This window comes from Oribacterium sinus, assembly GCF_963537195.1.
In the GTDB taxonomy this organism is placed as follows: Bacteria; Bacillota; Clostridia; order Lachnospirales; family Lachnospiraceae; genus Oribacterium; species Oribacterium sinus_A.
This window is the reverse complement of sequence record NZ_CAUTEG010000002.1, coordinates 1-26,775: the sequence shown is the minus strand read 5'-3', so window position 1 is coordinate 26,775 and position 26,775 is coordinate 1. Positions and strand designations below refer to the sequence as shown.

The following is a 26,775-nucleotide window of genomic DNA, read 5'->3' as shown; positions in this document are numbered from 1 at the left end:
GTTCATTCCCTGCCATTAACTGCTATTTTCTCAAAGCTAAATATTCAGCCCTGTGCCTATGACAGTGATTATGCTTATAGGAAAATATCTTCATCCCTTTGCAAAGATAACTGTGCTAATGCCGCGCTAATCACAGGACGATTGATTTCATCCCAACGCCCAAGAACTTCCTCTAAAACAGCTCCCTTTTGCAGCTGAATGGCGCTGATAATGATTTCCGGAAGGCAGGAAATATCCTGTCTTTCCAGTACGATACAATGCCCCGGAAGCAGCTTCTCATTTTCCTGGTTGTGTCCGCCAATCATGATATGGAAAACATGGAAGGATTGCTTCACTTCATTCAATAAATCCTCTTTTGTGATACTCGTTCCGATATCATCTCCTATAACTCGGGCAATCGTTGCTCCCACCGAATCACTGCGAATCTCTGCCATATCTCCGATGGTAAAAAGAAAGCCCTTTTGCTGTCTCTTCTTCACCGCATCAATATTGGTATGGCGGGACAAGAATTCCCAAAGACAGGTCGGCACCACCTGACCATTTCCATGATTTTCAAAGTAAATGTCTAAGAGCTGCTCGGCAATACGAATATCCGACTCAAACTGGGTGACCTGCAATGGGGATGCATCCTGAAAATCCCCGTAAGCCGCACACATCAGAGCAGGATCCGCCACGGCGCCGGTGGAATACAGCTTGGTAATCAGCTCATTTAAGGCTCCCGTTGCCAGCTCCACCGCAAGATAGCCCATGGAGCCGGTCACATCCAAACCTACAACAATAGGAGTCGTATTGGGATGCTCCTCCGAGTCGAAACACTCTCTGGTTCCGATGAATTTCGGATTCATCTTGGGATTACATTCTCTTCTTGTAAATACTTCCTCTACTCTCTGCCCATTGGAGAGCTTTCTACTGCTTTTCAATTTCTGCCAATCTGATGCTGAATAACTGCCGTATCCCATATTTTCCTCCTATTTCATCTTCACAAACCGGTGACCGCCAAATCCCTCTTCGATCACCTTGTCCCATGTGCCGAAGTCCTGAAAGGCATCCCCTTCCGGCTCTGCCAATAAAAATTCCTCCATAAGAGCCGGACTATGGATATTTTCCGCCACGGATTTTGCGGTCTTTCGCAAATCCAGTAAATCCTGATTGCTGCGCTTCCTTTCCACATTTCTCCAATCCCCGAAGAGCATTCCCTCATGGGTAAGCGAATTCACAAAAAGACTGGACGCCGTAATATCCCCATGCTGAAGCTCCGAATACTCTAGGGCGCAACAGATATTTTCCATTCGGGAAATCACCCAACCCAAATGCTCGGAAGCAAAGGGGGCAAAGACCTCCGCGGGATAAAAGTAGGGCTTTCTGGTGAAGATCAGACAGTACTTTCCTCCATCTAAAGCAATCTTAGACTTTAGCATCGGAAAACACCTTGATAACTTTACATCCGCCTCCGGAAAGCTAAGACGAGCTAAGCCCTGTATAAAAGCATTTGCCCCATCCTCCCGGTCAAAGACATAGACCACCGACTCCCGACACAAATAGCAGACCATCTCCGGATAATGATAACGATCCATATAAGAGAGAGTTAAATTCTTGCCATTGGCCATAGGGTAGGTGGCTGTGCCCAGCTCTTCCCATAAAGTATCGCCGCTATAGTCATTTTCCTTCTCGCTGGCCTTCGCCTTGTAATAGGCCAAAAGCTTCTTTCGAAACTCTTGATTCCCTTTAAATTCCGCATCGGACAGGAAGGCTCTTGCCCCACAATAGGGACACTGAAATCCGCCGGCACTGCCTAGCTCCAACTGGGCGCCACATTGCTTACAACGATAGCAAATCATAGACCTCCTTTGATGAGCCATAACCATTAAGAACTTTCAATAAATAACAAAGTTTAATTACAGAGAAAGTATAGCATAAATGGAGGGGGAGGTCTATTTGAAGAGATAAAAATAGCTTCTTAGCAGAGTACATTTAAACTCTTGCCAGGAAGCTATGCTGTCCAAGATAAAAAGCACGAATAGAAGAATATTATTATACCACCAGCAATCTATACGGATTTCCGGCCAATTCCTCTTTTAAGATATCCAGGATAGATTCTCTGGATTCCAGATAAAGGTCTGTTTCTTCATCCATCAAGGCTGCATAAACAGTGGTTTTCATCAAAAATTCAACTGCCTCATCTCTTGAATATCCCTTATCTTTCATAATATATTCCACAAGAAATACGGCTATATTTCGCATAGCTTTTTTCTGATCTGCACTCGTAATCATTATTCAATCACCTGCCTTTTCACTTTATCATGTCTTTACTGCTTTCTCCGTTCTAAAAAAGCAAGCCCCCCTGCATCTCAATATAGTCTTGCAAATCATCGATAATCCCTTGATTGCCAGTAGAATTATAAGCTTCATAGCAAACATCAATGTAGCTCAATACATCATATTTCTTTAACAAATCTGATAGCTCAGAATAGGTTTTCTTCCATGCCTTCGCTAAAATTGGTATTAAGACTAGTTGCATATTAAGTACTTCTTTTTCCCTTATACTCATAGCAGAATACCTCCTTCGCTAACATAATAAATTACAATGTATGTGTACAAATATATTACTGCCTATACACTGTTGTCGCAATATAAAAACTTTATCGAATCTGAATTCAAATCATATCTATAATAAAATCAATTCTGTAATGAATAGGCATTCTCTAATCTTTTTCTAAATCTTATACTTCGTTCCTCTTCCGCTACCTACAATCGTAATGTAATGATTCTCCACCATTCTCTTTAACAGTGCTGCTGTCTTCGATTTCTTAAATGGCACTTCTTCCATAATCTCGCTAATGGATTTCGGATAGTTTTTCCTTAATACGGCATATACAAAAGCCTCATCTGCATTAAGATTTATACTGCTGATAACTGGCAAAGTGACTTTAATGGAATTCTCAAAGACCTCAAATACCGGCTTCTTTTGACTATCTTTATAAGCTTCTTTAATTCTAATAATTCCGGTGCCGAGGATTTCTACAATATGCAAACGATAAAATACATTGCCTAAAATAGGATTCCTGAGCATGGAGATATTTCCCTTTAAATACTCTTCCTCCGAAAGTCCTGCCGGCAATCCTCCCGGAGAGCTGACTTCAATTCTATCTTCAAACATCAGCACACGAATCTGAGCGTTGACATCCCAGGTTCTGTGAATCAAGGCATTGGCAATGGTTTCTCTGAATGCTTCCTCGGGAATCTTCTCTACCTTTACCCTATCCATTCCCCGAATTTCTTCATACTGATAATAATCTCGATAGATCTCGACCGCTTTCTCCAGTTCAGAAAGTATAGATTCTTTTTCCAATACTGCACGCTTCAAAATAATGCTGATATCTTCCCCAAATCTGGCCACATCAATTCCGGGAAAATGATTCTGATCCGCAAGGAGCTCTGCCGCATGGTTATAGCCTTCTCCATCATGATATAAATTCAAGGTCTTCAAAATGTCTTTATTTAAAGATTTTATTCCTATCTCCTGTTTAGCTCTCCGTTCCAACTCCGAAAAGGAAAGCTCTTTTGTATCCGCAGGAAGCTCTTCATAATGAATATTTCTGCCCTGCAGAATCAATCTGCTTAACTCCAGTTCATCCACTTCAATAGTCGCGGTATCATTTCTTCGATAAGCTTTGGATTTATAGGTATAAGGCTTAGCCGGTCCCGCCTCCACTGTAAGAGTTACGGTCTTATCTTTCTCATTCACCGATAGTTCATACTGAGGCTGTGGGCGAATGGCATCATTTATTTTATTCTCTATTGCAAGGCAGGTCTCCGCAGGTTCCTTTAGCCCGATTCTTTCTCCTGTATCTCCCACACCAAATATAATCTGTCCACCATCATAGTTGGCAAATGCACTCACCGTTTTTAAAAATGTATTGGAAATATCTGATTTAAATTCCAGCTGTCTAGTCTCTTTCATTCCCATTCCCTCCTTGTTGTTAGGACAATAGTAATTGAAAACAGCCGCAAATTCAATCGTAAAATTTTACGCTTGAATTTACGGCTGAAAAAAATCGATGAAATTGCTTTTCGATTGAATTAAATCCAAGATTGACTCTGTTTTGTAAGAAGCAGTTTCCATTTTTCGATTTATAATACATAGGAAAAAGCTAGAAGTACAAGAGGGAGACAAAAGCTAGAAATATAAGAGGGAGAGAAAATGAAAAAGAATCTTTTAAATCATACACTGGTCATCGCAGCACTATCCGCTCTAACCATTACCGCCTGCAGCAGCAAAACGGCAAAGGAAAGTAGCACAGTAAGTCCCACGGAAACTGCTAAGGAAAGCAGTTCCGAGGAGCTAAGTGACGCGAAGAAAGAAAGCAGTAATACTGATTCCGAAGAAGCGGAAAAAGAAAGCAGTGCTCCGAATCCTACAGAATCCGGAGCAACCGCAGAAGAAAAAGAAAAGGCTAAGAACAATACCGATGCTCCGCTCGTGGGCGCTTATAACACGAATCTTGCAAGCTTCTCTATAAAGGATAACCCCGATGCCATGAATGCATTTGAAGCGGCATTTCCAAATGGCTATAACTATACCCATTATGAGCCCATAGCCCTGCTGGGCACCCAAGTTGTTTCCGGCACAAACTACCTTTACCTATGTAAGAGTACTTGGACGGATTATCAGGAAAATGTCTCCTTTGTACTTTTACAGATTTATCAGGACCTTTCCGGAAAGTCCGAGGTAATGGGAAGTGCCATTCTCTTTCCCACAGAAGAATCCAGAGAGGAGGGAGAAGATTACATTGACAATACCGGCTCCTATCTCCCGGAAGATATTCCGGCAATCCAAAATGCCTTTACAGAGGCTGTACCGGATAACGAAAATGTATCCTATATTCCGCTAGCTTATATCGGGAAGCACACACAAGAAGGCAAGCCCGAAGAAGACGTGATTTTCACCGCCAAGAAGTCAAAAGGAAAAGATGCCAAAACAAGCTATGAGCTCCTTTACATCGGAAGCGGGAAAGGCGGAAAGGCAAAGCTTGTAAAGATGGAGGATGTGGTATTTCCGGATTTTTAGGAACTGAAAAGCTTTTTTACAGTTCCTCCGGATGGCTCTTAAAATACTGACGGAAATGTTCTTTGACCTCTGTCATATCTGTTACCGCTTCCAGGGTTCCCACATAGTTCTGCTCCTTGTCCCGAACAGCCATATAGCGCACCAGGAAGGGCTTTCCGCCTTTCTCCATCCAAATGGGAACTTCATCTTCCTTTCCATCCCGGAAGTTTCCGATAATCATACGCACCATAGGTTCCACTTTGGGAGGATGACAGGAAAATACTTCCCGATCAATGGCCATTTGCGGGCGTTTAAAGACCTTTGGCCCTTCATTAAAGAAACGGTTGATATTGTCCTTATCCACGAAGGTAATCTCCACCGGAATGGTATTTAACATGGCAATCAGCTCATTTTTCTTTAAATGTCCACCGGGCATGATGATTTCTCCATCCCTTGCAGAAGAGGACTCTCCGCTATTCCCGGCTTTTCCTTCCAATGATTCTACTCTACGAAGCAGATCCTCCAGCATTTTACCGGCTCCCTGAGAAAGTTCAGCAGCATGAAAATCTCCGGAACGCTCCTCAGAAGTTTCTTTCTCGGATTTTTCTCGTTCTGAATCTCCTGAAGCTTCGACCGCTCTCCACTTTTCCGGAGTATTGCCGTTTTCTTCCGCTTCCTTCCAACTTGCATTTTCAACGGAAAAACAAGCTTCATAGTCTTTGGAATCGAAGTAAATCTGTATCCACTCCTCTTTTTGAAATTGCAGGGCGCACATGGGGAAGAGAATATTTTCCTCCTTATAAATCATCTCCTCCATACGGTTTCGTACAGCAAGATAATTCTTTAAGAAAAAGCTGTTTAGGATACTTTCCGCAATCTCCGCTTTGCTTCTACTATACTCTTCTTCCTCATCATCCAAATCTTCCCCGGTGTACCGAAGGGCTCTCACACCCTTGCTCTTCTCAGTAAGCTCCCTTTTCAGCTCTCCCAGAGTATCACGGATCTCATCATCCACTGTCCACATGACTTGAGAAGGACCGGAAATGTCGTATTTCACTTTTAGAAGGGGATAGAGAAGGTCTCCCTTCTTCGCATAGTGCACGGTAAAGGAACGGAGTTTTGCAAGCTCCTCTGAAAATACAGCAAGCAAAGCTTCCCAATCCGGCTCGCCTTGTGCGTCATCTACTCCTTCTGCGCCTTGTGCTCCTTTTGATTTTTCTGCTATTTTTGCTTTATTTTTTCCGCCGGCTTTTCCGGAAAGGCTTTCTATCAAGCTTTCCCATCTTGCCTTCGTGTTTTCTAAATACTTCCCAAGGGCCTCATTTTCCTTGGTAAATGTCGAAAGAGGATGTCCAGGAATCTGAATCAAGCTTTCCGCCTCTACACTTTTATTGATGTAGTTTTTCTCCTCTTTTCCTGCCTGGTTCTTTAAAGAAGCCTGAACGGCTCTTTCCGCATTGGCAATCTTCTCTTCCCGGGTCTCTCCATGGAAGAGGGCCGAATGCACATCACAAAGCTTCTGTACTTTAGAAAGAGGCATGCCGGATTCCATGAGCCCCTGCTCCGCCCTCATGATTTCCGCGGGATCTACGTCCTTAAAATCCCGAACAAAATCTGCACGAACAGACTCCAGAGCCTCGCCCTCGGACAGACGATCCAAAAGTGAACGCAAGGCTTCTGCACGATCTACCGGGGCTTTCGCCGCTTCATTTGAATCAATGGCCCTAGCTATCTTTGCTACCTCAGATGAATCAGCTGATTCAACAGGAAATGGCTTACCTCCATCCGTAATCTCAAATCCCTTTTCTCGGAATGCACGAACAATCTCTTCCATAGGAATCTTCTTCATCTGAGAACCCTTCTTTAGATTCATAATCCGACCTACAGAAGCCAGCATGGCAGGATTTTTAATTTCCGTAAATCCTAAATCTGCCATGATGTCAACAACTTCCGAATACTCCTTTACAAGGGATGCTACACTTTTATTCAAATCCAAAATCTTTTCCATTTTCTTCTCCTTCCAATTCCACCGATTTCTTCTGACAATCTATGAGGCAGCTTTACTTTCTTTACTTGCCGGATAGAATCAGCTCAATTTATACGATATGAGTCTGCTGTATATACTATATTTCTTGTTAGTATATACTAATTATCGTTAAAGAAGAAAAAAATTTTGTTGCATAGGCAACAAACGGAATACTATCTTATATCTTCAACTGAAGCTGATCTCATTGTTAAACAATAGATAACAATTGATGATAAAAGTAAAGACAGAAATTTCTTGCAACATGCAAACTGTCTATTCCAAGAAAATTTCTGTCTTTCACATGATCCGAAAACTATTTCACTACCGATACCTGCTCCGGAGTAAATTCAATCTTAAGAATCATTCCCATTCCTTTTGCCAAGCGCTGAAGAGTCCTAATAGATGGATACTCCACATAGGCCTCGGTATATTCGACAATTTTGTCGTAATCAAAGCTGTCAAAGCACTTCCGAAAGATTTCACGCTTCTTGATCATCAGATCCCAGGAGAGGCCAGACTGCATGGCCTCCATCATCAGAAACTCAAACTGCTTCTGATCGTTATGCAGCGGGATGCCCCATTCGGTATCGTGATATGTTTTCATGGCTTCAAACCGGAAGCCCCAGTCACAACTGCTCATGACCACCACTCCGGCACCAGGTCATGCAGGGAAGCAACCTGTTTATTTTCATAATCCACCATGATCTCCACATCGCCAAATCTCCCAGGCACCAACTGCGCCATAAATTCTCTGCAAGCTCCGCATGGCGGTATGGTTTTACCTTCCGCATTGATCTCAATAACCTTTCGAATTTCATTTTCACCGCAAGTAAGCATATGAAACATTATATTCCGTTCTGCGCAAATACCTAAAGAGCAAGCTGTATCTACACAAACTCCGACGTAAATGTTTCCTGATTTGGCGAAACATCACGTTCATTGATAGTAGCTCTGGCTACCTCATATAGTTCCTTCTAGGTTCTCATATCTGACTAATTCCTTATAAACTGATGTTCTGACACCGGCATATTGTCATCGGATACATACCGTTCGACTTTCATGTGAAGATCATATTTCTTGCGTAATTCAGCAATTTTTCCCATCATAGGTGATGCATGGTGTACATCTATAGCCGACTGATCCGTCCAGCTGTCAATCAACAGAACTGTCTCAGGTTTATCCATGGGAAAGAAGTATTCATATCTCAGATTACCTAACTCTGCCCGGATATCATCAACAACTCCGGTTGATACCATTTCTTCCGCAAAGCGGCATGCACTGCCGCCCTTGCCAGAATAGTAGATGTTTACTGTTATAGCCATTACCCAGCCTCCTTCCTCGTCGTTATCCTTAATCTGCTATATATACTGGCTTCAAGTAAGGTACAACTATCGCCTCATATAACTTTGCTGTCCACTTAGCATGAAACCGAGCAATCACCGGCCAGTCTTCTTCTTTTCCAATCCCGACTCCATCAAGCGTGAAATATATCTTCGATGACTTCTTGTCATCGCCTCTATCCCATACCAGAGGTGCACCGATTGCAGCTTCAATTTCCGCTTTATGGGCGGCGACGATATCAAAGCCCTTCTTGTTTTCTTCCGAGCTGGCTTTCCCAAAGACAAGCTCTGCCCTTACCGCATCGAAATTTGCCACAGTACACAGGTAGAAGCCCTGGATGCCAAAGTATCCATTCATCCAGTTCTCTATAACCGGATTACAATTACTGAAAGCCCCGCTCTCTTTGTTGGCTTCCCTGATGATTTCAAGAGCATACGTCCAGAAGTTCTTCCGGAGTTCGTACCGTGTGCCGGCGATTTCTTCCTCTTCATCCGTCCCGTCTTCATCGCGAAGATAGAACACAAGGTCAGAAGCATCCAGCTTATAGAGGCTGAACAACCTTTTAAGGATCGAGAGCTTCGTCCATGTGCTGGTATTCCGCTCGACATAGATTCCGTTGTCTATTTCGATGTAACCACGGAGCGCATCCTTCTTGTAACTGACATAAGAAGAAAGATCAACACTTTCATCGGTTTCATAAGCAAGATTATTCAGTACGGATTTATCCTCAGAATGAAGGAGCCTGACAACGCTCTCAAACATCTCTGCCCAGTTCTTGACCGGCTGTTCCATTGTCAGGTATGCAAACCGGGCAATTTTTCTTCCTGTCAAATCAATTTCGTCATCCAACGTACACGAATCCAGCTGCTTTTCAATCGGGCGGAAACTAGTTACAGGTACTGCCCATATTTCCAGCGCACGCTGCTGGACATAATCATTCCGTTTCTCCAGTTCTTCCTCTGTCCACTGGGCTTGCGCCCCAATCCACTGGTTCATACGGATGCCGCTATCTTTGAACCCATTGGCCATATCTCGTTTTTCGATGAAAGTGTTATTGCTGTACTTGGAGTTGTATCCGGTCAACGTCAGGTTGGCCATCCTGTGCAGCCAGGTCTCATGAATGCGCTCGTAGTCATCACCAAGCACATCAGCCCAGGCTGGTGTAAGGTGCTGCGGCATAATATGCTCAATCGAGTAATCTCCGTCATCAAAATGCCGGTACACATCCTTGTCTTCGATGGTGCCAAAATTCTCGAACCGCTCCAGAATGTACATTTTGTTTTTGGCATTCATGGAATAAATCTGCTTCGCAGCAAAGGTATCCGCAAACTCCACATCTTCCGGGAATCTGGCACGTTCCTTCTTGGAAAGCAGCGCATATTTCAGCTTTTCAAGATAGTTATCTGCAGTGCCATCGTAACGGATGACCTCCTTATGCAGGAGAAGGAAAATTTTGTTCAACTGGTTTGTCGGCAATTCGCAGATTGTCCGACGGAACAAGTAATTCTCTGTCGTAAGGAACACATCCACAACGTCGTCCATTGAGAACGTACCCTCTTTGTTGAGGCGCAAAATTTCGAGGAAGAACGGGCGGGTAACGGTCGTTTCCAGTCGGTTCAAGCGGTAGATGCAAGAACCCAGCCTCTTATCGCCAACCTTTCCGGTCAAAAGGATTCTGTACAGCCGGGCGTAATCCAGAAGATCAATAAGAAGCGTCTCGGTATCAAGCTCATCATTCTCAACATACCCCTTGAAGGTGAAATAGATCTTGCTCAGCGAAGGTGTTGCCTGCTGCTTTACGCTTAGATAATCGCGAACAAACAGATCGACCTGATAGTTCGTGTTCTCCTCAATCTTGTTCCAGTATTTTTCGTAGAATACTTCCTGCTGCTTGGCCGGTAGCCCCATCAGGATATAGTTCCGGATTTTGTCGCCTTCCGAAAGGTCAAGCCCTGTAGAATTCAGGCTTTCAAATATCAGCTGCGGGTTATCATCCGTGTCGAGGCGGATGTTGATGATTTCTAGGCTACGGATCGCTTGGAATAGTTGGTCTATCGAGATTTCTTCTTTCTGGATGCGGTCGTAGAAGTAGTTGTAGTTCGTTGTCAGATTGGAACCTCCGATATGCTCTTCCTCATCATCGAACAGCTTTCCGAATGCCCTGCGGTCGTTCTTGATTGGCTTCAGCTTGATGCGGGTCTCTTCCGGCTGATACTTGTCTACCAGATAATCCTCATAGATACGGTCGCTGAGACGTTTATCTTCCGGCACCATTTTCCCCTGCTTGATCAGGTTGTACATAGCCAGAAGCAGCAGAGAGACCGTCGTCAGCCTTTGCTGACCGTCGATAATCTGGTATTCTTCATTATCACCGTCCGGATTAAATGTCGAAACGATGCTGCCGAAAAAATGGTTCTTTCTTCCATTCCTGACGACTTTGATCAGGTCATCATAAAGCTGTTTGCAGTTCTCAATCATCCAGTCGTAATTTCTCTGATAGACGGGGATAACAAACCGCTTGTCTGCTCCCTCCATATATTTAATCAGCTTGGATTCTGACCCTTTCATAATGTGCCTCCGATGCCGTACTCCTCACTCTACTTCTTCCAGATAGCGGACAGCTTTGCCGGTCGCTATCGCATAATCAATCTCTAATTGTGTGCTGGTGCCGATATAACCGCCTACATTAATGACATAAATCTCATCTGACATGTCAATCTTCCGTTTATGCATATCATCCAGCATTTCCTTTGTCCGCGTCAGCGTTCCCGCGTCAGCGTTCCCTCGTCCATGTTTTCCCAGACTTCGTTGTCTCCGGAATGGCCAAAGAGGCCGACACTGATTACTATATTCCCCTCCAGCGTCAGGCGCTTCTGTGCTTCCATGAAAGAATCTTTGAAGCGGGTACTGCCGCAGAGGGTGATGACTTTATACTTTTCTACCATAGCAACTTCTTGTTTTCAAGCCATTTAACAATTGTTTTTATTTGCAGTGTTCCTGATACCATTCATCCATAGAAGAATTAATAATGTTCCCCTCATATTTAGTCGTCCAATCAGCAGTAGAATCGAATGACGTCAATAAACCCTGATTGTGCTCATTGAGATTGCCATATATGCATGATGAAACAACAAGCGGTTTCCTTCCGTTTCGGCCTGCTTCGCCACTCAGATGACTTGCGGAATTAACAACGTCCCCCATCCAAATTACATCGTTTAAACCACTTCCAGAGTAACCAGCTTTCACCATCAACGCTCTTCCATAATCTATCCCTATTCCAACTGATATTTCCGAATATCCCTTTTTCTTTAGTTTATGGTTCAGTATTTTTATCAAGCTATTGAGTTGAGCAGAAACACTAAACACTGTATCAATATCAGATTTTTTAGGGGTCTCAAAAACGCCCCAGACACAATCACCGTTTATGTTGATCTCCATGCAAATATTTTCTGAATTCATTATGGCAGTACATTCAGAAATAAAGCTACGGTATGTCTTTGCAAGCACAGGTCTCTTATGTTCATCTGTCATATCAGAGGAACCGACTATATCGATGAAAAGCGCTGTAACATATACATAAAAGCCATTGGTATATGTAAGGCTACTCCGAGATGGAAGATATCCCTTATCTTCGAAATTACCATTGCCAGCGGAAAGAATATCGTCTATCCTTTCCGCACTCTTATCTATATCGTATAAAATATGATCTGTAACTTCCATGTTCAACCTCCTCAGAGAACGCCTATTCCCATACACGCAATGTACAAAACAGTCGCAACGAAAACGAATTTCACCCCAGAATTGTAGTATTTGCTTTTCTTCGTACATATTTCTGCATTGGTATGAATCTGTTCAAGGATATCTTTAATGAGTTCATCTTCTGTACGATTTAAAATTTTTGACTTATAGTCATTTAGAGACAGTTTGGATATTTCTCCAAAGAAAAGTAATGAGGGCTTATTTCCCTTGCCGTTAATACGTGCTGTTAGCGTTCCAAGTAAAAAAACAGCAGAAAGTATAAGTGAAAAATACAGTCCTATTGCGCAAATGATTTTCGCCCAATAGATCATCCCTAACGGCGCAGTGGGCGTAGTAGAAAATACTACTGGAACCCCATGAGAGACAACGAATCCCATTACCACTGATAAGTAAGCAAGCAAGAATGAAGCTTTCGTATCCAGATTTCCGATCCAACTATTGGTTATTTCCAACGATTTATATGCATCTTCTTTTTCGAACATCACTTCATGTCTTTCTTTTGATCCAGCCATATTACTCCACTCCTAGCGCCTTATACACCGCATCTTCAGCATTGCTATAAAAAATCAGATTAAAGCATCCCACCAGCTCCGCCGGTGCTGTGCCGAGATCTGCTGCAGACGTAATCGGCAGCAATACCTTCTTTGCGCCGGAATCCAAGCAGACCTGCAGCGCATTTGCAAGCTCATCTACCTTAATCATCGTGCCGCTGATGCTGATCTCACCTAATACCGCCAGACTGCTTACAGTCGGCTTTCCCAGGGCGATGGAGCTTAGAGCAATAAGCGTGGGAAGCGCCAGCTTTCCTGTCATACCGATGCCCTGTAAATCCTGATAATTTATGATGTAGTCCTTCGTGGTCGTGCTGATGGCTCCGCTGATCCTGTTTCCGTTTGCTTTCAGATAGCTTAAAGCAGTATTGGACGCCTCTCGGCATTCTCTGTCAGAGCCGAGGCCGGTTCTATCAAACTTTCCATTGCCGGGGAGCATTTGGCTCTCCAAGCGAAATACGCCAATCATGCCCGATTTTCCGCGGGAGACCGTATACACCTGACCCGGATTGCACATGCTCTCCGGGATCAGTTTGCCGCCGCCTTGCTCTGGGACGCTGACATAATGCTCTTCAAAGCTTTCATTGTCGATGTAGGAGAAATTCACATCATAGAATTCCATACCACCCAGCTTTTTCAACTGCTCCTTGACGCGGCGGCGCATCTCCAGCGCAAGCGTCAGGACTTCCGCCACTTCTTCCTTGCCGAACTGGCCGTCCGGATAGAGAAGCTTTAGATATCCATCCACCATCCTGCGAACAGCAATGGTGTCGCGCTGGTTCAAGTTCTTACCAAGGCGGAAATACTTGTCCAGCGAATCTCCGTATTGTTCTTTCCGCAGTTCACGGATAAACTCAGCCAGGTAATCCGTAATAAAGCCATAATCGTCCGTGAAATGCTCCGGCCGGAATTTCGGAATCTCCCAGCCTGGTAGGTAGCAGTGCATACGATCAAGGAAAGCCGTATCTGTACCCATTTCAGGTGGAAACGGGTCAAACAGGCTGGATGTCTTCAAAAGCACATCCACACTCTGGTTGATATTGCCCACAAAAACCATAGAAGCAGATGCCGCCTTCTCCTCTTTGCCACGGGCAAAGGAGCCGGATGCCATATAATCCTTCATGATTTGCACGCCGTCTTTATCTTTAAAGCGGATACCGGCAACCTCATCAAAGGCAACGCAATCCCAAAGTCCTACCAGACCAACGGTCTTTCTGCCCATGTTGTAGAACAGATTGGCAACGGTCGTCTGTCCGCCAGACACCAATATGCTGTTCGGCGAAATCTCCTTATACAGGTGAGACTTACCTGTGCTGCGGGGTCCAAGTTCACAGAAGTTAAAGTTGTTTTCAATCAGCGGCAGCATACGGGTGAGAAGAAGCCACTTTTCCCGGTATTCCAGTTCATCTGGCTCCATGCCGATGGAGCGCAGCAACACGTCAATCCATTCATCTTTGCTAAACGCTTTGCGCCCTGACTTTAATTCATCGATGTCCACATGGGGCATCTGGATCGGCGTCAGCTTGCGGATGTGAATCGGCGTCCTATTGCGTTCTTCCTCGACAAACTCATAATCCAGCTGCACGATGCACCAGATTCCGCCGCAGAGCAAGCGGTCGTATTTGGTCGGATAGTCCTCATCAATGGGGATGCCCGTTAATCCAAGGTTTGAAAAGGTAGCAAAATAGCAGTCGTGCTTAATATCCAGATTGACCGTGATCATGTCGATCACAGTATGGCTGCCGCACTGGCGCAGCAGGGAGAGGATTTTCTGTGCTTCATCCGGACGCACGAAATTGTCTGCCAGAATCCGCTTGACGTTATCCACGCCCTGCTCGATCACCTCCGGATCATCTGAACTGCAATACTGACCGAGAAGGAACTCCAGCACATAGACTGGTACATTCGCGCCTTCTTTGATCTTTTTTGTTAAATCCTTGCGGACGATCTTCCCATCGAAGTTCTGGCGTAGCTTACTCTTGATAACCTCTCGTCTGTCATCCGTAATCGAAAATTCTGACATATTCCCTTACCGGCCTTTCCTTCTATCAGATGCTGAAGCCAAAATCATCGGCAAACGCCAGATCCATGATCACAGGGTGACGGAATGCCTCGATGCCTGTCGCATCATCGTAAACGACAAGGTGATACTGCTTGTTCTTGTCGTATTTCTTATTCTTGAATGTGAACCGCATCCGGAAGATTCGTTTCTGCGGATCGGCATCACGGCTGTCTGCGATGTAGGTGTTCTCATTGGAAATTTTCTCATTATCCTCCGAGATAAAGTACATCTTATAGGTTGTCTTCTTGACCGTATCGCTGACCGCATCCGACTGGATGAAATCCATGGTGGTAATCAGGTTCGTGATTTTCTGCACGATACTCACCAATGCGATCTGCGCGGGACGGGTCTCCATATGTCCCTTTTCCATCCGGATGGTCAGAACGGGAACCAGCATTTCCTGCGGGGAGGAACCACCATGGACAAAGTTCTGTCCGCCCCCGGCCACCTTGAATACATTGCTGTTAACGGGGAAGGAGACCATCTTCTGATCATCGTTTCCGAGGATCCGCCCCATGGACATGTTATGAACACCTTCATCGACCACAGGCTCCTGTGCCACGATGAACCGGCGGTTGACGAACGCCTTCTTGTCATTGATCCCGCCGATCTTGTCGCTTTCGGAAAGCTTGTCGCGCTTGTATATAAAGCCATGGTCAGAAGTGACGATAAAGTGCGTGGTATTGGCGTTTCCAGTGAGCTTTCGAATCAGATCCATGATCTCCGTGATTGCCTCTTCACAGGCGACAAACACCTCATCCTCGGTATTGGCCTTGTCTCCACGGGCATCGATCTGATTATGATACACATACACGACCTGCTTCCCGGTGAAGATGTCCCGCAGATCGTTTTTCTTCAGACCTTTGATATCATCAAACTGCACGCAGCAGCTGTCCTTCTGATGTGCTTGCAGAACCGTCTGGCGACCGGCCAGGTCATTGCAGAGCACACCATCTGCCAGCACACGGAAATCGTCCTCCATAGTGAGAGTTCGGTGCGGCAGAAGCGCCGCCATCCCCAACCTTGTATAGGACGGCAGCACGGAGAGCTGCGCTTCCAGCTTCGCCGTGCATTTCGGGTCATCGCTCATACGGCGGTACAATTCCTGCCCCACCTCATAACGCATGGCATCGGAGATAATAACCACCGTACGTTCTTTGGTATTACGAAGATTTCCGCTATAGAAATTCCGCTGAAGGGGGATCTCCTGCAAAGCCTGTTCTTCCTGAATGCCCTCATTCCATTTGGGCATAATGGTCGCCAGGAACTCGTTGGTGTAGATGTTCTCCACCAGGGTACGTAGCCCTTCAAACGCGCCGGTGTCCTCCAAGGCGTCAAAACTGCTATAGAATTTCCGATATTCCTGATCGATCTTATAGTCTTCCTTCAGATACTGGCTGATAATATTCTTAAAGCCATCCGGGCAGGAATAGTTCGCAGCAGCAATCAGGTCATAGGCACTGTGAAGCAGGCTGTATGTTTTTTCTGTCCGTTTGACAAAATGCATCTTGCTCCGCTTCTCGCAGATTTCCGGAATAGAAAGCCTGTCCAGCTTTGCACCGGTATCTTCAGCGGAAAGACGCTCAACAATCCACTTTACGAGTATCTGATCAGCTGCGATAAACGCATCCACATCCACAAGTGCTTCCGGCTGTATGGAGGAAAAGGCTGCCATCACATTCAAGCCATCGGATACATGCTTGGAGAGCGCATCAAAGCGGTCTCCATACAGAACGCTGTTCATCAGATTATTCAGGAAAGCGATGATGTTGCCGGACTTATACGAACCAAAGCTCTTCCAGCTCTGTGGAACATCACATCCCAACTGTCGCGCGGTTGCTGTCACAAACATGGTGACCATGAGCTTTTCCAGTGTCGGCTTCACATCCGTATAGCCAAACTGCTGCTCGCAAAGCTTCCAGAAGGAATCCAGCAGGTCGTACTTCTCGATCTCGGCAAGGAACTTATTATCTTCCAGCTCACTGTCCGTGATCATAACCCGCAGCACCTCTTCAAAAGAGCAGGTACGTGTCTTACAGATAGCGCTGAGAAGGCCGACAAGGATGTTCTCCTCGTTAAAGTTCTCAATTTCCAGATCATAGAAGCGCTGGGTGCGCTCTTTATTGGCAAAGAACTTGATGTGTTTCTCGATGATCGGCTTATATTTCTCTTCAATGCCCAAATCCACGGACAGGAGGGAGGTACGGTCGGCAAAAAACCGCTTGGAGTACAGCATAGTGTCCTCCAGGTGGTTTTCACTCACATCCGGCTTTGGAAACGGCGCATAGATCAGGTAATTTGTGGTGGTATCTTCTCGCTCCAGAAAGCGCTTGGTCTGGAACTGATTATGCGGCTTCAAAATATATACCTTCGCATTTTCCAGTTCCACACCAGCGATATCTTCCTCAAACTCGGCTTTATCGTCATACCAGAAGACCAGCTTACGGGTATCGCCCGTAAACTCAGCTTTCAGCCGATCTATAATTTGTTTTAGGTTTAATTCAGCCATAACATTCAATCTCCAGAATCGACAACGATCCATTTGCCGCGCTTTTGTGCCCCTTCACGGCTCAGCTTTCCGCGCTTACGCAATGCATCTATCACATAGCGGATACCACTGACAGACATTCCGCATTGCAAAGCCATCTCTTTTATCGTAATCGATGGATTATGCTTAATCAGAGTAATAACCTTTTGTTCTGTGTTGGTTTCTGTGTTGGTTTCTGTGTTGGTTTCTGTGTTGGTTTCTGTGTTGGTTTCTATGTTGGTTTCTGTGCCAGTTTTTCTGCTAGTGTCAGTCTTTTCGCCTGCCTTACTGTCAGTTTCTAAGCCAGTATTGGATGGATTGGCTTCATGATTGGCATTAATGGCCTTATAAATCGTCACCTTGATCCCATCGCCGAACTCAGAAAATTTCGGTTCCGGCAGCCCCATTTCTGCACAAGCTTTATATAATCTGGGCACCCCGGTTCCCCAGCCTTCAATCAGATTCATATACTGAAATGCCTCGGCCAATGCCTTATTCCGACATTTAGATTTCCCGGAGAGCGCATCCGCCACACTTAAACCAGCACACAGCATACCCGGAGAATCGATCTCGACTCTGTCATCGTAGATAGAAACCTGAATATTTGCAGGATCTACATAGCTGCGGTGCAAAACCGCATTTGTGATGATCTCACGGATAGAACTGACCGGAAGCTCATAGACATCCTGCCGGTAAAGTCCCTCTATGATGGCACCCTTATTTGTGTGACGCAGCACAAACTGATGTGCCTGCTCGATCTGTTCCTGTACCGGTCCACGGAATTCCTTGCGGTCGATAAAATCCACTTTTTCAGTTCCTTTGAACAGGGCACACTGGATTTTGACATAACGCTCTCTCGGCTTGGTCAGAAGCGTAAAGGCTCTGGAAGGAACAAGTTCGCCCTCTTTTCGGAGCAGAATACCAAAGTCCTCCAGTTTTTCGGTCGTAAGCTTATGAACCGCATTTTGGGCATCGGTACCTCTGTATTCTGACAACGCAGTCTGATACATGCTTTCCATCAGAGCTTCGACCGCTTCTTCGTCATAGGAATCACCGATCTCCCACAGGGTATCATAGGACATCCGCGCACCTTCCAGCTCCAGTTCCTTCAAAATGAACTCACCACAGGGGCGGCTGGTTCCATTGATCCGCACATATGCAGACGCTTCTTTTCCGGCAGACTTCAGGTAATACGGCCGGTTAGTGCCCGGGAATACTTCTACTTCAAGAATCGTCTTTCCCTCCAGTGTTTTAGCGGTAATATCTGTAAAGATCTGGGGTGTACAGGCATCAGAGATCATATTGGAGATTGCATCAGAAAGTTTGAACGGATTCTGTTCCCCTAATCCTTTCACCTCACCTGTTTCATCCTCTATGCCTATCACAACTTTGCCGCCGCTGGTGTTGGCGAAGGCAATGATGTCCTTCAGAAACTTCTCATGCTTCTTCGGGATCTCCTCTTTGAACTCCACATATTTTCCTTCACCGAAGTATTCTTTGGAAACTGCCATGCCATCACCCCCTTACTTCTTCGTCATGATATTCTTGGAATCCGCCAACACTTCGTAGAATTTGCCGTCGTTTGCAGTCTGAATCTTGCGATAGTTGACCTTCACGCCGTCATCCAGATCCAGCTCGATGCGGGAAAGTGCCAGATGCGCCAGACGCTCATCATATTCCCGGCATTCCTTCAGCTGCTTCTGCAGCTTCTCCCGGCGTTTGGTAGACTGTGCTACTTCCCGGGCACTGGTACTGTGGTCGATCATATCCTGCATCCGGCTGATTTCACTCTCATAAATACGCTGCATCCGGTGCAGGTAGTCTATACGCAGGTTTCCTATGGTGTCAGCGTTGTAGCGATGCAAGTAGATCAGAGCCTTAAAACCGTTCTGCTTACCGGAATCAAAGAGCCAGTAGATCGGGCGCTTGCCGGAACCTGTCACAGAATAGGTCTGGCAATGATCCTTGAAGAAATCATTCAGGAAGTAATTCCGGATGACTTCACGGGACGAATCACCCTTGTTTCCCAGTGCCTTAGCGATGAAATCAAGGTTTGCCTCCAGTGTGGACTCTCCAAACACCACCTTCAGCCATGTGCAGAGTCGGAAAACGATGTCGTCTTCCAGATACTCTTCATCAGTAATCGGGATCACATTATCTGTATCAGGCAGGAACGTGGAATACTTTGATGCATCCCAAGTGCCACCAGCATAGGCCAAACCCTGATAATTCAAAGAATAGCGGCCGAACATACAGCCCACGGCATACGAAAGTAAAGACTTAATGTCTCGCTGAAGATCCGCATGACGGACAGTTACAGCCTTATCCTCTACCTCTGACTCCAACTCATTCTGCAAGCCGTAGATATCAATAAATAACTTATTTATTCTTTCTTCGTTTTCTTTTAGTTGATTGAATCGATCATCGTAATCTTGTGCCACATAGCTAAATACGTACTCTATTGTTATGTCCTCATCATTCCCCCAATGTGAACGACTCCTTGCTTTTTTAACAATGGGATTTACCTTGAATGACCAAGAGCTCTCACTTTCTTCAAATTCACTTGAAACTAACTTGTAGTTATCTTTTGCATAGCTAGCTATTGTAGCCTCGTCATAATCTGACAGATGGAGATAAGGAATTTTAGGAATTTGACCTGTACTATAATGCAGGCCTTGGCAAATAACATCTGCAAAGTGTTGAAAAACAACGGAATTAAAGTATCCTAATGAACTCCATACCCTTTCTGGTGCGCCAAAGAAACAGGGACTTGCATCAGCGAAAATATATCCTTCTGGTGTAAATCTCGCATTAAAGCGATCTCCAGCAACATCATTCCATGTGATACCTTCATGGAAATACCACTCTGTGTTCTTTACGACAAATCCCGGATTATTAAGATACGAATACTTTGACATTACCGATTTTTTAATATCTGCCCCGTCATTCTGATAATTAACTACAAAATCTTCTCTTTGATACCACCGTTGGAAATCGCCCCCCTTAATAAACGGATACCATTTGACATCCGTATTTTGCGTCTGTTCAACGCTCTTCAAGCCAAAGCCAATTTTTTCAAACTGAACTTCATACCAGTTCCTTAGGAAGGTATTATTATCGGATGTTGTAAGTCCTTGTCTTGCTTTTCCAACGTTATCTAAGCAATCGTCACTACTAAAATATTCAAATGTTTTTTCTGAAACAGAATATGCTACAGGAGCATCCGGAAGCAGGTTGAATTCCTGTTGATTGAAGATGTGTCTGTTCTCCAAATTGAAAAACTCGGTTTGCTTTTCATCTCGGCGACTATAGCAGAATTCTGTTAAATCAATGGCTATGCCCTTTTTATGAGGCGACCTTTTTCTTAATACCCATGCGCCAATATATAAATGTCCTATCTTGCCATCAAATAGTTCTGTCCCACAGTCAACAATTGATTCAAATTGATACTTCTGAATAATGATTTCTCTAATTTTCTTGAACTTTGCTGAAAACATCCATGATGTCGGCATAATGAAGGAAATAAAGCCGTCTTGCAAAGCGTTTTTATTGGATACTGCTTGCAGCATTATGGTACTGATATCCTGTTTGGATTCTTTGTAATTCTTAGCAGCAAATGTGGTTAATGCGCTATCCATACGGTTCGCATTTAAGTAAGGAGGATTTGTAACTGTTGCCAAGTACTTATTTGCCATAGCCTCAGCAATATCAATGATCTCCTGCAGCCTATTCGCCGCAGGCTCCGTAGCATTCATATCCAGACTGAGCTGACCGATACCCATATTCGGTACAGCAAAACAACGCAACAGATCCCAGTCACGCTTTTCGATGTTCAGGATGCTGCCATACTCTTTGGCATCCTTGAACTCTGCAATCAAAGCCCTGATCTCTTTAAGAGCCTTCTGGCGCTCGTCTTCAGAAAGGTTGCCGCCCATGTCCCCAAGAGCAGCATCGGTAATGCCATTGCTCTCCTGAATCGCATAGACCTTGCAGGTGTTCTCACCATTCAGGATGCGGCGGTTATACTCCCTTGCCTTCATCATGACGGCAAAGTATGCCATCTGATAAGCACGGTCATCAATGTCCAGACCGAACAAATTGTGCTCCAAGATACTCTTGGCAGCGTCACGTTGACCGTAGCCAGCACTCTCATAGATCTGCATAAGAACCGAGAATCCATAGACCAATATATGGCCGCTGCCCATGCAAGGGTCGATCATGGTGATCTGCTCCGGTTTCAGCGCAGCGCGCTCCTTGCGGAGTTCGCGAAGTTTTTCTTCTACCTCCGGTTCCTGCTTTGCTTCCGGGAGGTAATACTTCCATCCGAATTCCGCAGCCAGAGCTGCCTCATCTTTGGATTCATCCACTGCTCTCATATGCTCAATCCAGGTACGTCCAACAGAGTTTTCGACCATGTAACGGACGATCCAGTCAGGTGTGAATAATTGAGTTGCATATCCTATTTCTTCTTTGTTTACTTTCTCGGTCGCTTTGTCGCCATCGTACAGCTGTTCAAAGGGTTCAACATTGTAATACTGATACAGCCAGCCGATGATCTCCACCTGACCGCCCAGCTCAACATTGAAGTCTTCTTCCGGGATGTCATGTACCAGATGCCAGACCACGCCGTCCTGATCAATAACGGAGAGACTCAGAAGAAATTCTGTATAATCGGCAGTCTTCTCAAACAGGGCAGGCAGGATCTCATTCAGCGCATCGCACTGCTTGACAAAGAGGATGCGGAAGACTTCATCCACCTTGTTTTCCTGCTTCAGACGGTAGATTTCCTGCTCCTCGTCTGCAGAAAAGGATAGTTCCGCGTCAAAGGGTGTTGTGACCAAATCCGGCTCCATTTTACCGGAATCGGAGGACAGCACTCGGATATGGGAGGGCAGATAATCGTTGACCTCCATAAAACGCACGGCAATCAGGCGGTTAAACCAGGTATAGGCAACCTCCTCGATCACGTACTTATAGGCAGTTTGGTAGTTTGACTCTCTTTCCTTACTGCGGATTTTCTCCACCAGTGACCGGCGCTGCTTCACCGCATCCCCATCAATGGAATACGGTTCCGCCATGCCGATGTCGTAAAATTCAGTCGTCCCGGTAGACTGCGGAAGGGCTTTCTGGATGCCCTCTGTCGTAATGCCCATCAGACCGGCACGGTAGCTAATATCCGCAATCAGCTTGTTCCTTGCCCAGATGGCAAAGTTCTTAATGGCAGTCTTATTCATGAGCCACCCCTTCTAAAAATCCAAGTACACGATTACCAATTTTTTCGACAATATCTGTATATTTCAGAACGTCGCTTTGCTTAACGATGATATGTTGCCCAATGCGATAATGAGTGTCTCCGCTTTTTGCAATATAATCCTGATCAACTATTCCATCTTGGTGCTGAAATAAATGTCTTTGCTGGAAAAGTACCTTCAAAGCCTGCATCTCATGATCATCTATCCAGTCTTCATAACCATTACCAACCAGTTCTTTCCACAACACAGACCCATCATTAAGCCTCTGAAACACATTCCGCTTCAAAGGTTTTGCGTTTTCCAACTGAGGATAGACGCATTCACATACCCTTTGGAACGCCACAACCAGGTCGGGAATAGAGCTTTCAAGCAGCGATGAGCATGCTCTTGCAGCTTCGTCCTTGCTATACTGTGAAATTGTCTGGCTAATCAAATCCAAATTTTTGATTTTTGCTCTGACTTTATCAATGGTATTGTTGAAAGTGAGTTTTGCGGAATTCTGTCCACAGCAAGGGCAATAAAATGCCGACCCGACAACCGCATATCTCGCGCCACAGTTATCACATTGGATTTTTTGTTCCATCTCCTCAAGTGCTTCCGCAGGGAGATTCACGAAGTGTGTCGGTCCTTTATACTTCATGGACATTCTTACAAAGCTTTTCCGAGGCTGGGATCGGTTAAAGTCCTTAGCATCCCGACTTAAAGCCTGGCCTAATTTTGCAGATATCATCTGTGTAGCCTGTTCTTCCGCCTGCTCTAATTGCTCAGTTGTCCACCAACTATTAGCCGACGCTGTATGTCCACAAAACGGACAATAAACCGCTTCATCAGAGAATAGGTTCTCCCAATCCTCCGCATTGACTTTGAACTGCGAAAGACAATCCTCATTTGGACACTCCTTATCGAAATATCCATCGTCATCAGGGAGTATCGGCATAGAATAAGTCGTTGTCCTGTTCAGCTCTTCTAAAGCTTTGATTGTATGTCTAAAATAATCTCTACTCATTAAAACTCCACATTCACTATGTCGTTGGTCTCCAGCTCCGTCAGCAGTGATTTCCGCAGGGCCGAGAGCACCTGTTCAACATCATCCGCACTCTCCAGACGCCACGAGGAAGCATGTGTCATGTTCTTAATCGTGACGTTCTTTGTCTTCTTGACATAATACGTAACTTCAGGATCAGCCACTCTGTCAGGAAGCGTCTTTCCCTCTTCCTTTGCTTTCCGTGCAGCCTCTTCCGCTACTTTTCTTGCTGCCTCTGCTTTCTGTTCTGCAATCCGGCGATCCATCGCATCCATCTCGTTCAGGAGACGGATCTTCAGTGCTTCCGCTTTATCTACAAAACTCCGAAGGGTAGAGACATTGTTGCAATGCTCTGCACCGTCATGGATCTCTCGGAACAGGTCAATGTACCGAGACCGTTTTTCGCCGGCATATTCTTTGGTGTTCAGAACTTCTAGTACGCGTGTCTGCGCCTGATCAATGGAATCAATGACCGGCTTCTCCTCACGAGTGAGGATCTGCATATACACTTCCATAAAGCGCTTGCGCAGCTCCGGAAGTTTGGGGATATTCTGATACGGTTTTTCCTGCCCGGTGATCTGCCGCATTTCATGAACGACTTTTTCCAGTTCTTCATCTACGATGTAAGTCTTGGAGTCGTCATAAATCGCCAGAATATCCAGCGCACGGGTGAATATCTGCTGCTGTTCTCCATTAAAGAATGCTTTGACCGGTTCGTAGTCCTCCATAAAGTCATAGTAGTCTTCCCGGTTTTTCGATACATACTGGAAGAATTCCAACGGAGACTGGATCTGCAGTACGGACTGCATGATTCGCTTGCCGGTTTCTAGTGCTTTCTTGCCTGGGAAGGTGTAGCGCTGGTACTGCGGTTCCAGACGGAGGATCTCATTGATGGTATTTTGGGCATACCGCTGGAAGTTCTTCATGATGCTGTCTTCATCCTCGGCTACGCCGGAGGTTCCGAAGACTTCCTTCATCACGTCACGAACTGCTTTCTTGTCCTTTTCGTTTACGCGGACACGTTCCTCCATCAGGAGCTTTTCCACAAACGTTTTCTTTGTGATAAAGCTGATCAGCTCTTCTTCAGTCTTGTTATTCTGGTTGACACTGGCACCGTTCACCGTAAAGGCAAGGTCTCCTCGCTTAAAGAGCCGTGCCACCAGCCAGTGCACATCGTCCTCCACAAAACCATAGGGAGCTTTCATGAAACGATCCTTGATCGTCTTCATGGAGGTCTTCATGTGCATATGGGTATTCTGAGCGATGAAGGCCAGCACATCATCCAGCGCATGGGTGTTGGGCTCCGTCGTGCCTTCCAATCCCAGTGTCAGCTGGTTAGTGGAATGGAACATTTTCCGGATCTCTGCCTCGCCGCATGCAACGTCAATATAGGAAAGTTTGTTGTAAACGATCTGTACCAGGCGGCCGATGGATTCGCTGATCCTGCCGGTCACTTCCTTGGCAGATGTGCGGACGGTATCGCCGTTCACATAGATGGTAGCTTCCTTCAGGCTCTCGGTCAGATACAGCTTCGCGTTGGCATTGCGTTCGCGCATCTCCACGCGCTTTGCCTCTTTGATGGTCTCGTACTTGGCAAGCTGCGTAGATGTATTCAGACGCAGGAATTTTTCGATCTTCAGATACTGCCGGATCTCATCCAGGAATGCGGCATCGTTAGGGAGAACGACAAGCACCTCCCGTCCCTGGCCGGACATCATGCGGAGCGTCGTGTCATCGTTTCCTCCCTCATACCACGGTGTCAGGATACGCAGACCGAAGTCATAACCCTGCCCGGATTTGTAGGGACGATCATCCACTGCCTGATTAAAGCCAAAGGAATACCTTCCGTTAAAGGTCGGGTAGCGGTATTTCTTGTCGGTGAAGATGTCCTCGAAAATCATCTCGGAAACCTTGTTGATGACCTCCGCCATCTCCACGTTCTGGCTGTCGATCTCGCGGTTAATCTCCTGCTCCTCATCAGTCAGGAAAACATAGAGGCTGCCGTTTTTCTGCACCAGCATCTGACGCATGAGCACCTTCAGGGATTCTTCCACCTTCTCCTTGATGGTGATACGGTCATCGTCGATATTTTCGACCATGAGGCTTACGATGTTGTCGATGTTGGATTCGATCTCCAACACGTATTTGATCATGAAGAGAGCTTTTAGCACGTTGATGGTGAAGACATCGCTCTCCTTGTGATCCGGGTTGATATAGTTGTTATCATACGCCTTCATGATCACGCCCTTATGGCTGTGATCCAGGAAGTTTTCCAGCGCATCATAGAAGCGATGGAACGGCACGATCGCGCCGACTTCTTTCTCTTTGATCGCCTCGGCAGATTCCTTGAAGAGTGCCAGCATGGAGCGCTCGCCCTCGGATAGATGCTTTCCGGATGCACCATGAGTGCGGATGGATGTCAGCACGCTGGCAAGGAGGTTGAACTGATAGGGGATGAAGGGATAGACCTCCGCAAAATCCCGGTCGTTTGCATATAATTTTTTCTCCACGCCATCGTTGAACACGATCAGATTCTTGATGATGGTAGATTTCTGCTCGTAAAGCAGGCGCAGTGTCTGCGCTGCGGTCTCATTCTTATCCAGAATTCTCTTCTTGATGACGGTATCGACATTGGCGGAGGACAGGGACAGACGGGTATCAAAGCGACCCTGAATCTTGGAAAAGTCGTTGCCCTTGACCTTTGTAATGGAGTCGATATCCTGCTGGCTGGTCACGATGACCCATGCCTTGCCCATGCACTCACGGCCCAGTTCTTCCGTCACGGTCTGGAGATTCAACATCAGCTTAGAATCGTCGCCGATGTACTGGCCGATCTCATCCACGAGGAAGACAACATGATGGTTGTTTCCCATGCTGTCAATATAGGCCTTTACGCGCTTTGCAAAGTCTTCAATGCTGATCTGATAATCTCCGATCGCAGCATCACACCAGTTCCAGGCTGCCTTCTCGCTCATATATCCCATATCAACCAGAGCATTCACTACGCGATCTTGCTTGGAGAGAAATTCGTGGCGTTCTTCATACCAGTCATGGGCGGTGACTTTCTGGTAGGATGCTTTGAACTCCTCGTACTTTCCGTCCTCGGTAAGCTTCCGCTCCAGATCGGCGATATAGGGGATCGCGCCGCAAAAGCCCAGGGAGTTGTTAAACACCTTCAGGAAAACA

20 protein-coding genes are annotated in these 26,775 nt (G+C 45.7%); 1 reads left to right on the top strand and 19 read right to left on the bottom strand.

The window, feature by feature from the left end:
- Positions 1 to 74: 74 nt before the first annotated feature.
- The 5 genes from RYL27_RS00670 to RYL27_RS00650 all read right to left on the bottom strand — a co-directional run bounded on the left by RYL27_RS00670 (position 75) and on the right by RYL27_RS00650 (position 3,961).
- Positions 75 to 959, bottom strand: coding sequence for a hypothetical protein (locus RYL27_RS00670; protein WP_314964457.1), 885 nt, complete (start codon positions 957 to 959; stop codon positions 75 to 77).
- 9 nt (positions 960 to 968) lie between these two features.
- The gene (locus RYL27_RS00665; RefSeq protein WP_314964454.1) at positions 969 to 1,838 is read right to left on the bottom strand and encodes a hypothetical protein; all 870 of its coding nucleotides are present in this window, start codon (positions 1,836 to 1,838) and stop codon (positions 969 to 971) included.
- 193 nt (positions 1,839 to 2,031) lie between these two features.
- Positions 2,032 to 2,271, bottom strand: coding sequence for a hypothetical protein (locus RYL27_RS00660; protein ID WP_314834385.1), 240 nt, complete (start codon positions 2,269 to 2,271; stop codon positions 2,032 to 2,034).
- Between the two features lie 52 nt (positions 2,272 to 2,323).
- Positions 2,324 to 2,548, bottom strand: coding sequence for a DUF3791 domain-containing protein (locus tag RYL27_RS00655; protein ID WP_304073113.1), 225 nt, complete (start codon positions 2,546 to 2,548; stop codon positions 2,324 to 2,326).
- A gap of 165 nt (positions 2,549 to 2,713) precedes the next feature.
- Positions 2,714 to 3,961: an ATP-binding protein gene (locus tag RYL27_RS00650; RefSeq protein WP_314964448.1), complete on the bottom strand. Its 1,248-nt coding sequence runs from the start codon at positions 3,959 to 3,961 to the stop codon at positions 2,714 to 2,716.
- Positions 3,962 to 4,201: 240 nt separating this feature from the next.
- Between RYL27_RS00650 and RYL27_RS00645 the strand changes: the two genes are divergently transcribed.
- The gene (locus RYL27_RS00645) at positions 4,202 to 5,068 is read left to right on the top strand and encodes a hypothetical protein (RefSeq protein WP_314964443.1); all 867 of its coding nucleotides are present in this window, start codon (positions 4,202 to 4,204) and stop codon (positions 5,066 to 5,068) included.
- A 16-nt stretch (positions 5,069 to 5,084) separates the two neighbouring features.
- Here RYL27_RS00645 and RYL27_RS00640 read toward each other — a convergent pair whose 3' ends face one another.
- From RYL27_RS00640 to brxC, 14 genes are all read right to left on the bottom strand, one after another.
- Positions 5,085 to 7,055 carry a DUF438 domain-containing protein gene (locus RYL27_RS00640; protein ID WP_314964440.1) on the bottom strand — a complete coding sequence of 657 codons (1,971 nt, stop codon included), beginning with the start codon at positions 7,053 to 7,055 and terminating at the stop codon, positions 5,085 to 5,087.
- Positions 7,056 to 7,386: 331 nt separating this feature from the next.
- Entirely contained in the window at positions 7,387 to 7,713 is a 327-nt protein-coding gene (locus RYL27_RS00635; RefSeq protein WP_331656974.1) for a DNA-3-methyladenine glycosylase I, read from the bottom strand.
- A complete protein-coding gene (locus RYL27_RS00630; RefSeq protein WP_314344627.1) occupies positions 7,710 to 7,910 on the bottom strand; it encodes a hypothetical protein in 201 nt (66 codons plus the stop codon). The genes RYL27_RS00635 and RYL27_RS00630 overlap by 4 nt, the downstream gene beginning before the upstream one ends.
- 155 nt (positions 7,911 to 8,065) lie before the next feature.
- The gene (locus RYL27_RS00625; RefSeq protein ID WP_314344624.1) at positions 8,066 to 8,395 is read right to left on the bottom strand and encodes a putative quinol monooxygenase; all 330 of its coding nucleotides are present in this window, start codon (positions 8,393 to 8,395) and stop codon (positions 8,066 to 8,068) included.
- 28 nt (positions 8,396 to 8,423) lie between these two features.
- Entirely contained in the window at positions 8,424 to 10,982 is a 2,559-nt protein-coding gene (locus RYL27_RS00620) for a DUF4268 domain-containing protein (protein ID WP_314964435.1), read from the bottom strand.
- Positions 10,983 to 11,173: 191 nt separating this feature from the next.
- Positions 11,174 to 11,359: a hypothetical protein gene (locus RYL27_RS00615; RefSeq protein WP_314344618.1), complete on the bottom strand. Its 186-nt coding sequence runs from the start codon at positions 11,357 to 11,359 to the stop codon at positions 11,174 to 11,176.
- Positions 11,360 to 11,396: 37 nt separating this feature from the next.
- Entirely contained in the window at positions 11,397 to 12,134 is a 738-nt protein-coding gene (locus RYL27_RS00610) for an adenylate/guanylate cyclase domain-containing protein (RefSeq protein WP_314344616.1), read from the bottom strand.
- Positions 12,135 to 12,145: 11 nt separating this feature from the next.
- Complete coding sequence (locus RYL27_RS00605) at positions 12,146 to 12,685, bottom strand: Pycsar system effector family protein (RefSeq protein ID WP_314344613.1); 540 nt, start codon at positions 12,683 to 12,685, stop codon at positions 12,146 to 12,148.
- Position 12,686: 1 nt separating this feature from the next.
- Positions 12,687 to 14,747 carry a protease Lon-related BREX system protein BrxL gene (gene brxL, locus RYL27_RS00600; RefSeq protein WP_314964430.1) on the bottom strand — a complete coding sequence of 687 codons (2,061 nt, stop codon included), beginning with the start codon at positions 14,745 to 14,747 and terminating at the stop codon, positions 12,687 to 12,689.
- A 25-nt stretch (positions 14,748 to 14,772) separates the two neighbouring features.
- Positions 14,773 to 17,295, bottom strand: coding sequence for a BREX-1 system phosphatase PglZ type A (pglZ, locus tag RYL27_RS00595; RefSeq protein ID WP_314964427.1), 2,523 nt, complete (start codon positions 17,293 to 17,295; stop codon positions 14,773 to 14,775).
- 5 nt (positions 17,296 to 17,300) lie between these two features.
- On the bottom strand, positions 17,301 to 18,824 hold the full coding sequence (locus RYL27_RS00590; RefSeq protein ID WP_314964425.1) for an RNA-binding domain-containing protein: 1,524 nt from the start codon (positions 18,822 to 18,824) through the stop codon (positions 17,301 to 17,303).
- Between the two features lie 12 nt (positions 18,825 to 18,836).
- Positions 18,837 to 22,547 carry a BREX-1 system adenine-specific DNA-methyltransferase PglX gene (pglX, locus tag RYL27_RS00585; protein ID WP_314964423.1) on the bottom strand — a complete coding sequence of 1,237 codons (3,711 nt, stop codon included), beginning with the start codon at positions 22,545 to 22,547 and terminating at the stop codon, positions 18,837 to 18,839.
- Positions 22,540 to 23,571: a hypothetical protein gene (locus RYL27_RS00580; RefSeq protein WP_314964420.1), complete on the bottom strand. Its 1,032-nt coding sequence runs from the start codon at positions 23,569 to 23,571 to the stop codon at positions 22,540 to 22,542. Before RYL27_RS00580 ends, pglX begins: the two co-directional genes overlap by 8 nt.
- Positions 23,571 to 26,775 (bottom strand): BREX system P-loop protein BrxC (gene brxC, locus RYL27_RS00575; RefSeq protein ID WP_314964418.1); only part of this gene is annotated, 3,205 nt, incomplete at its 5' end. The genes brxC and RYL27_RS00580, both read right to left, overlap by 1 nt.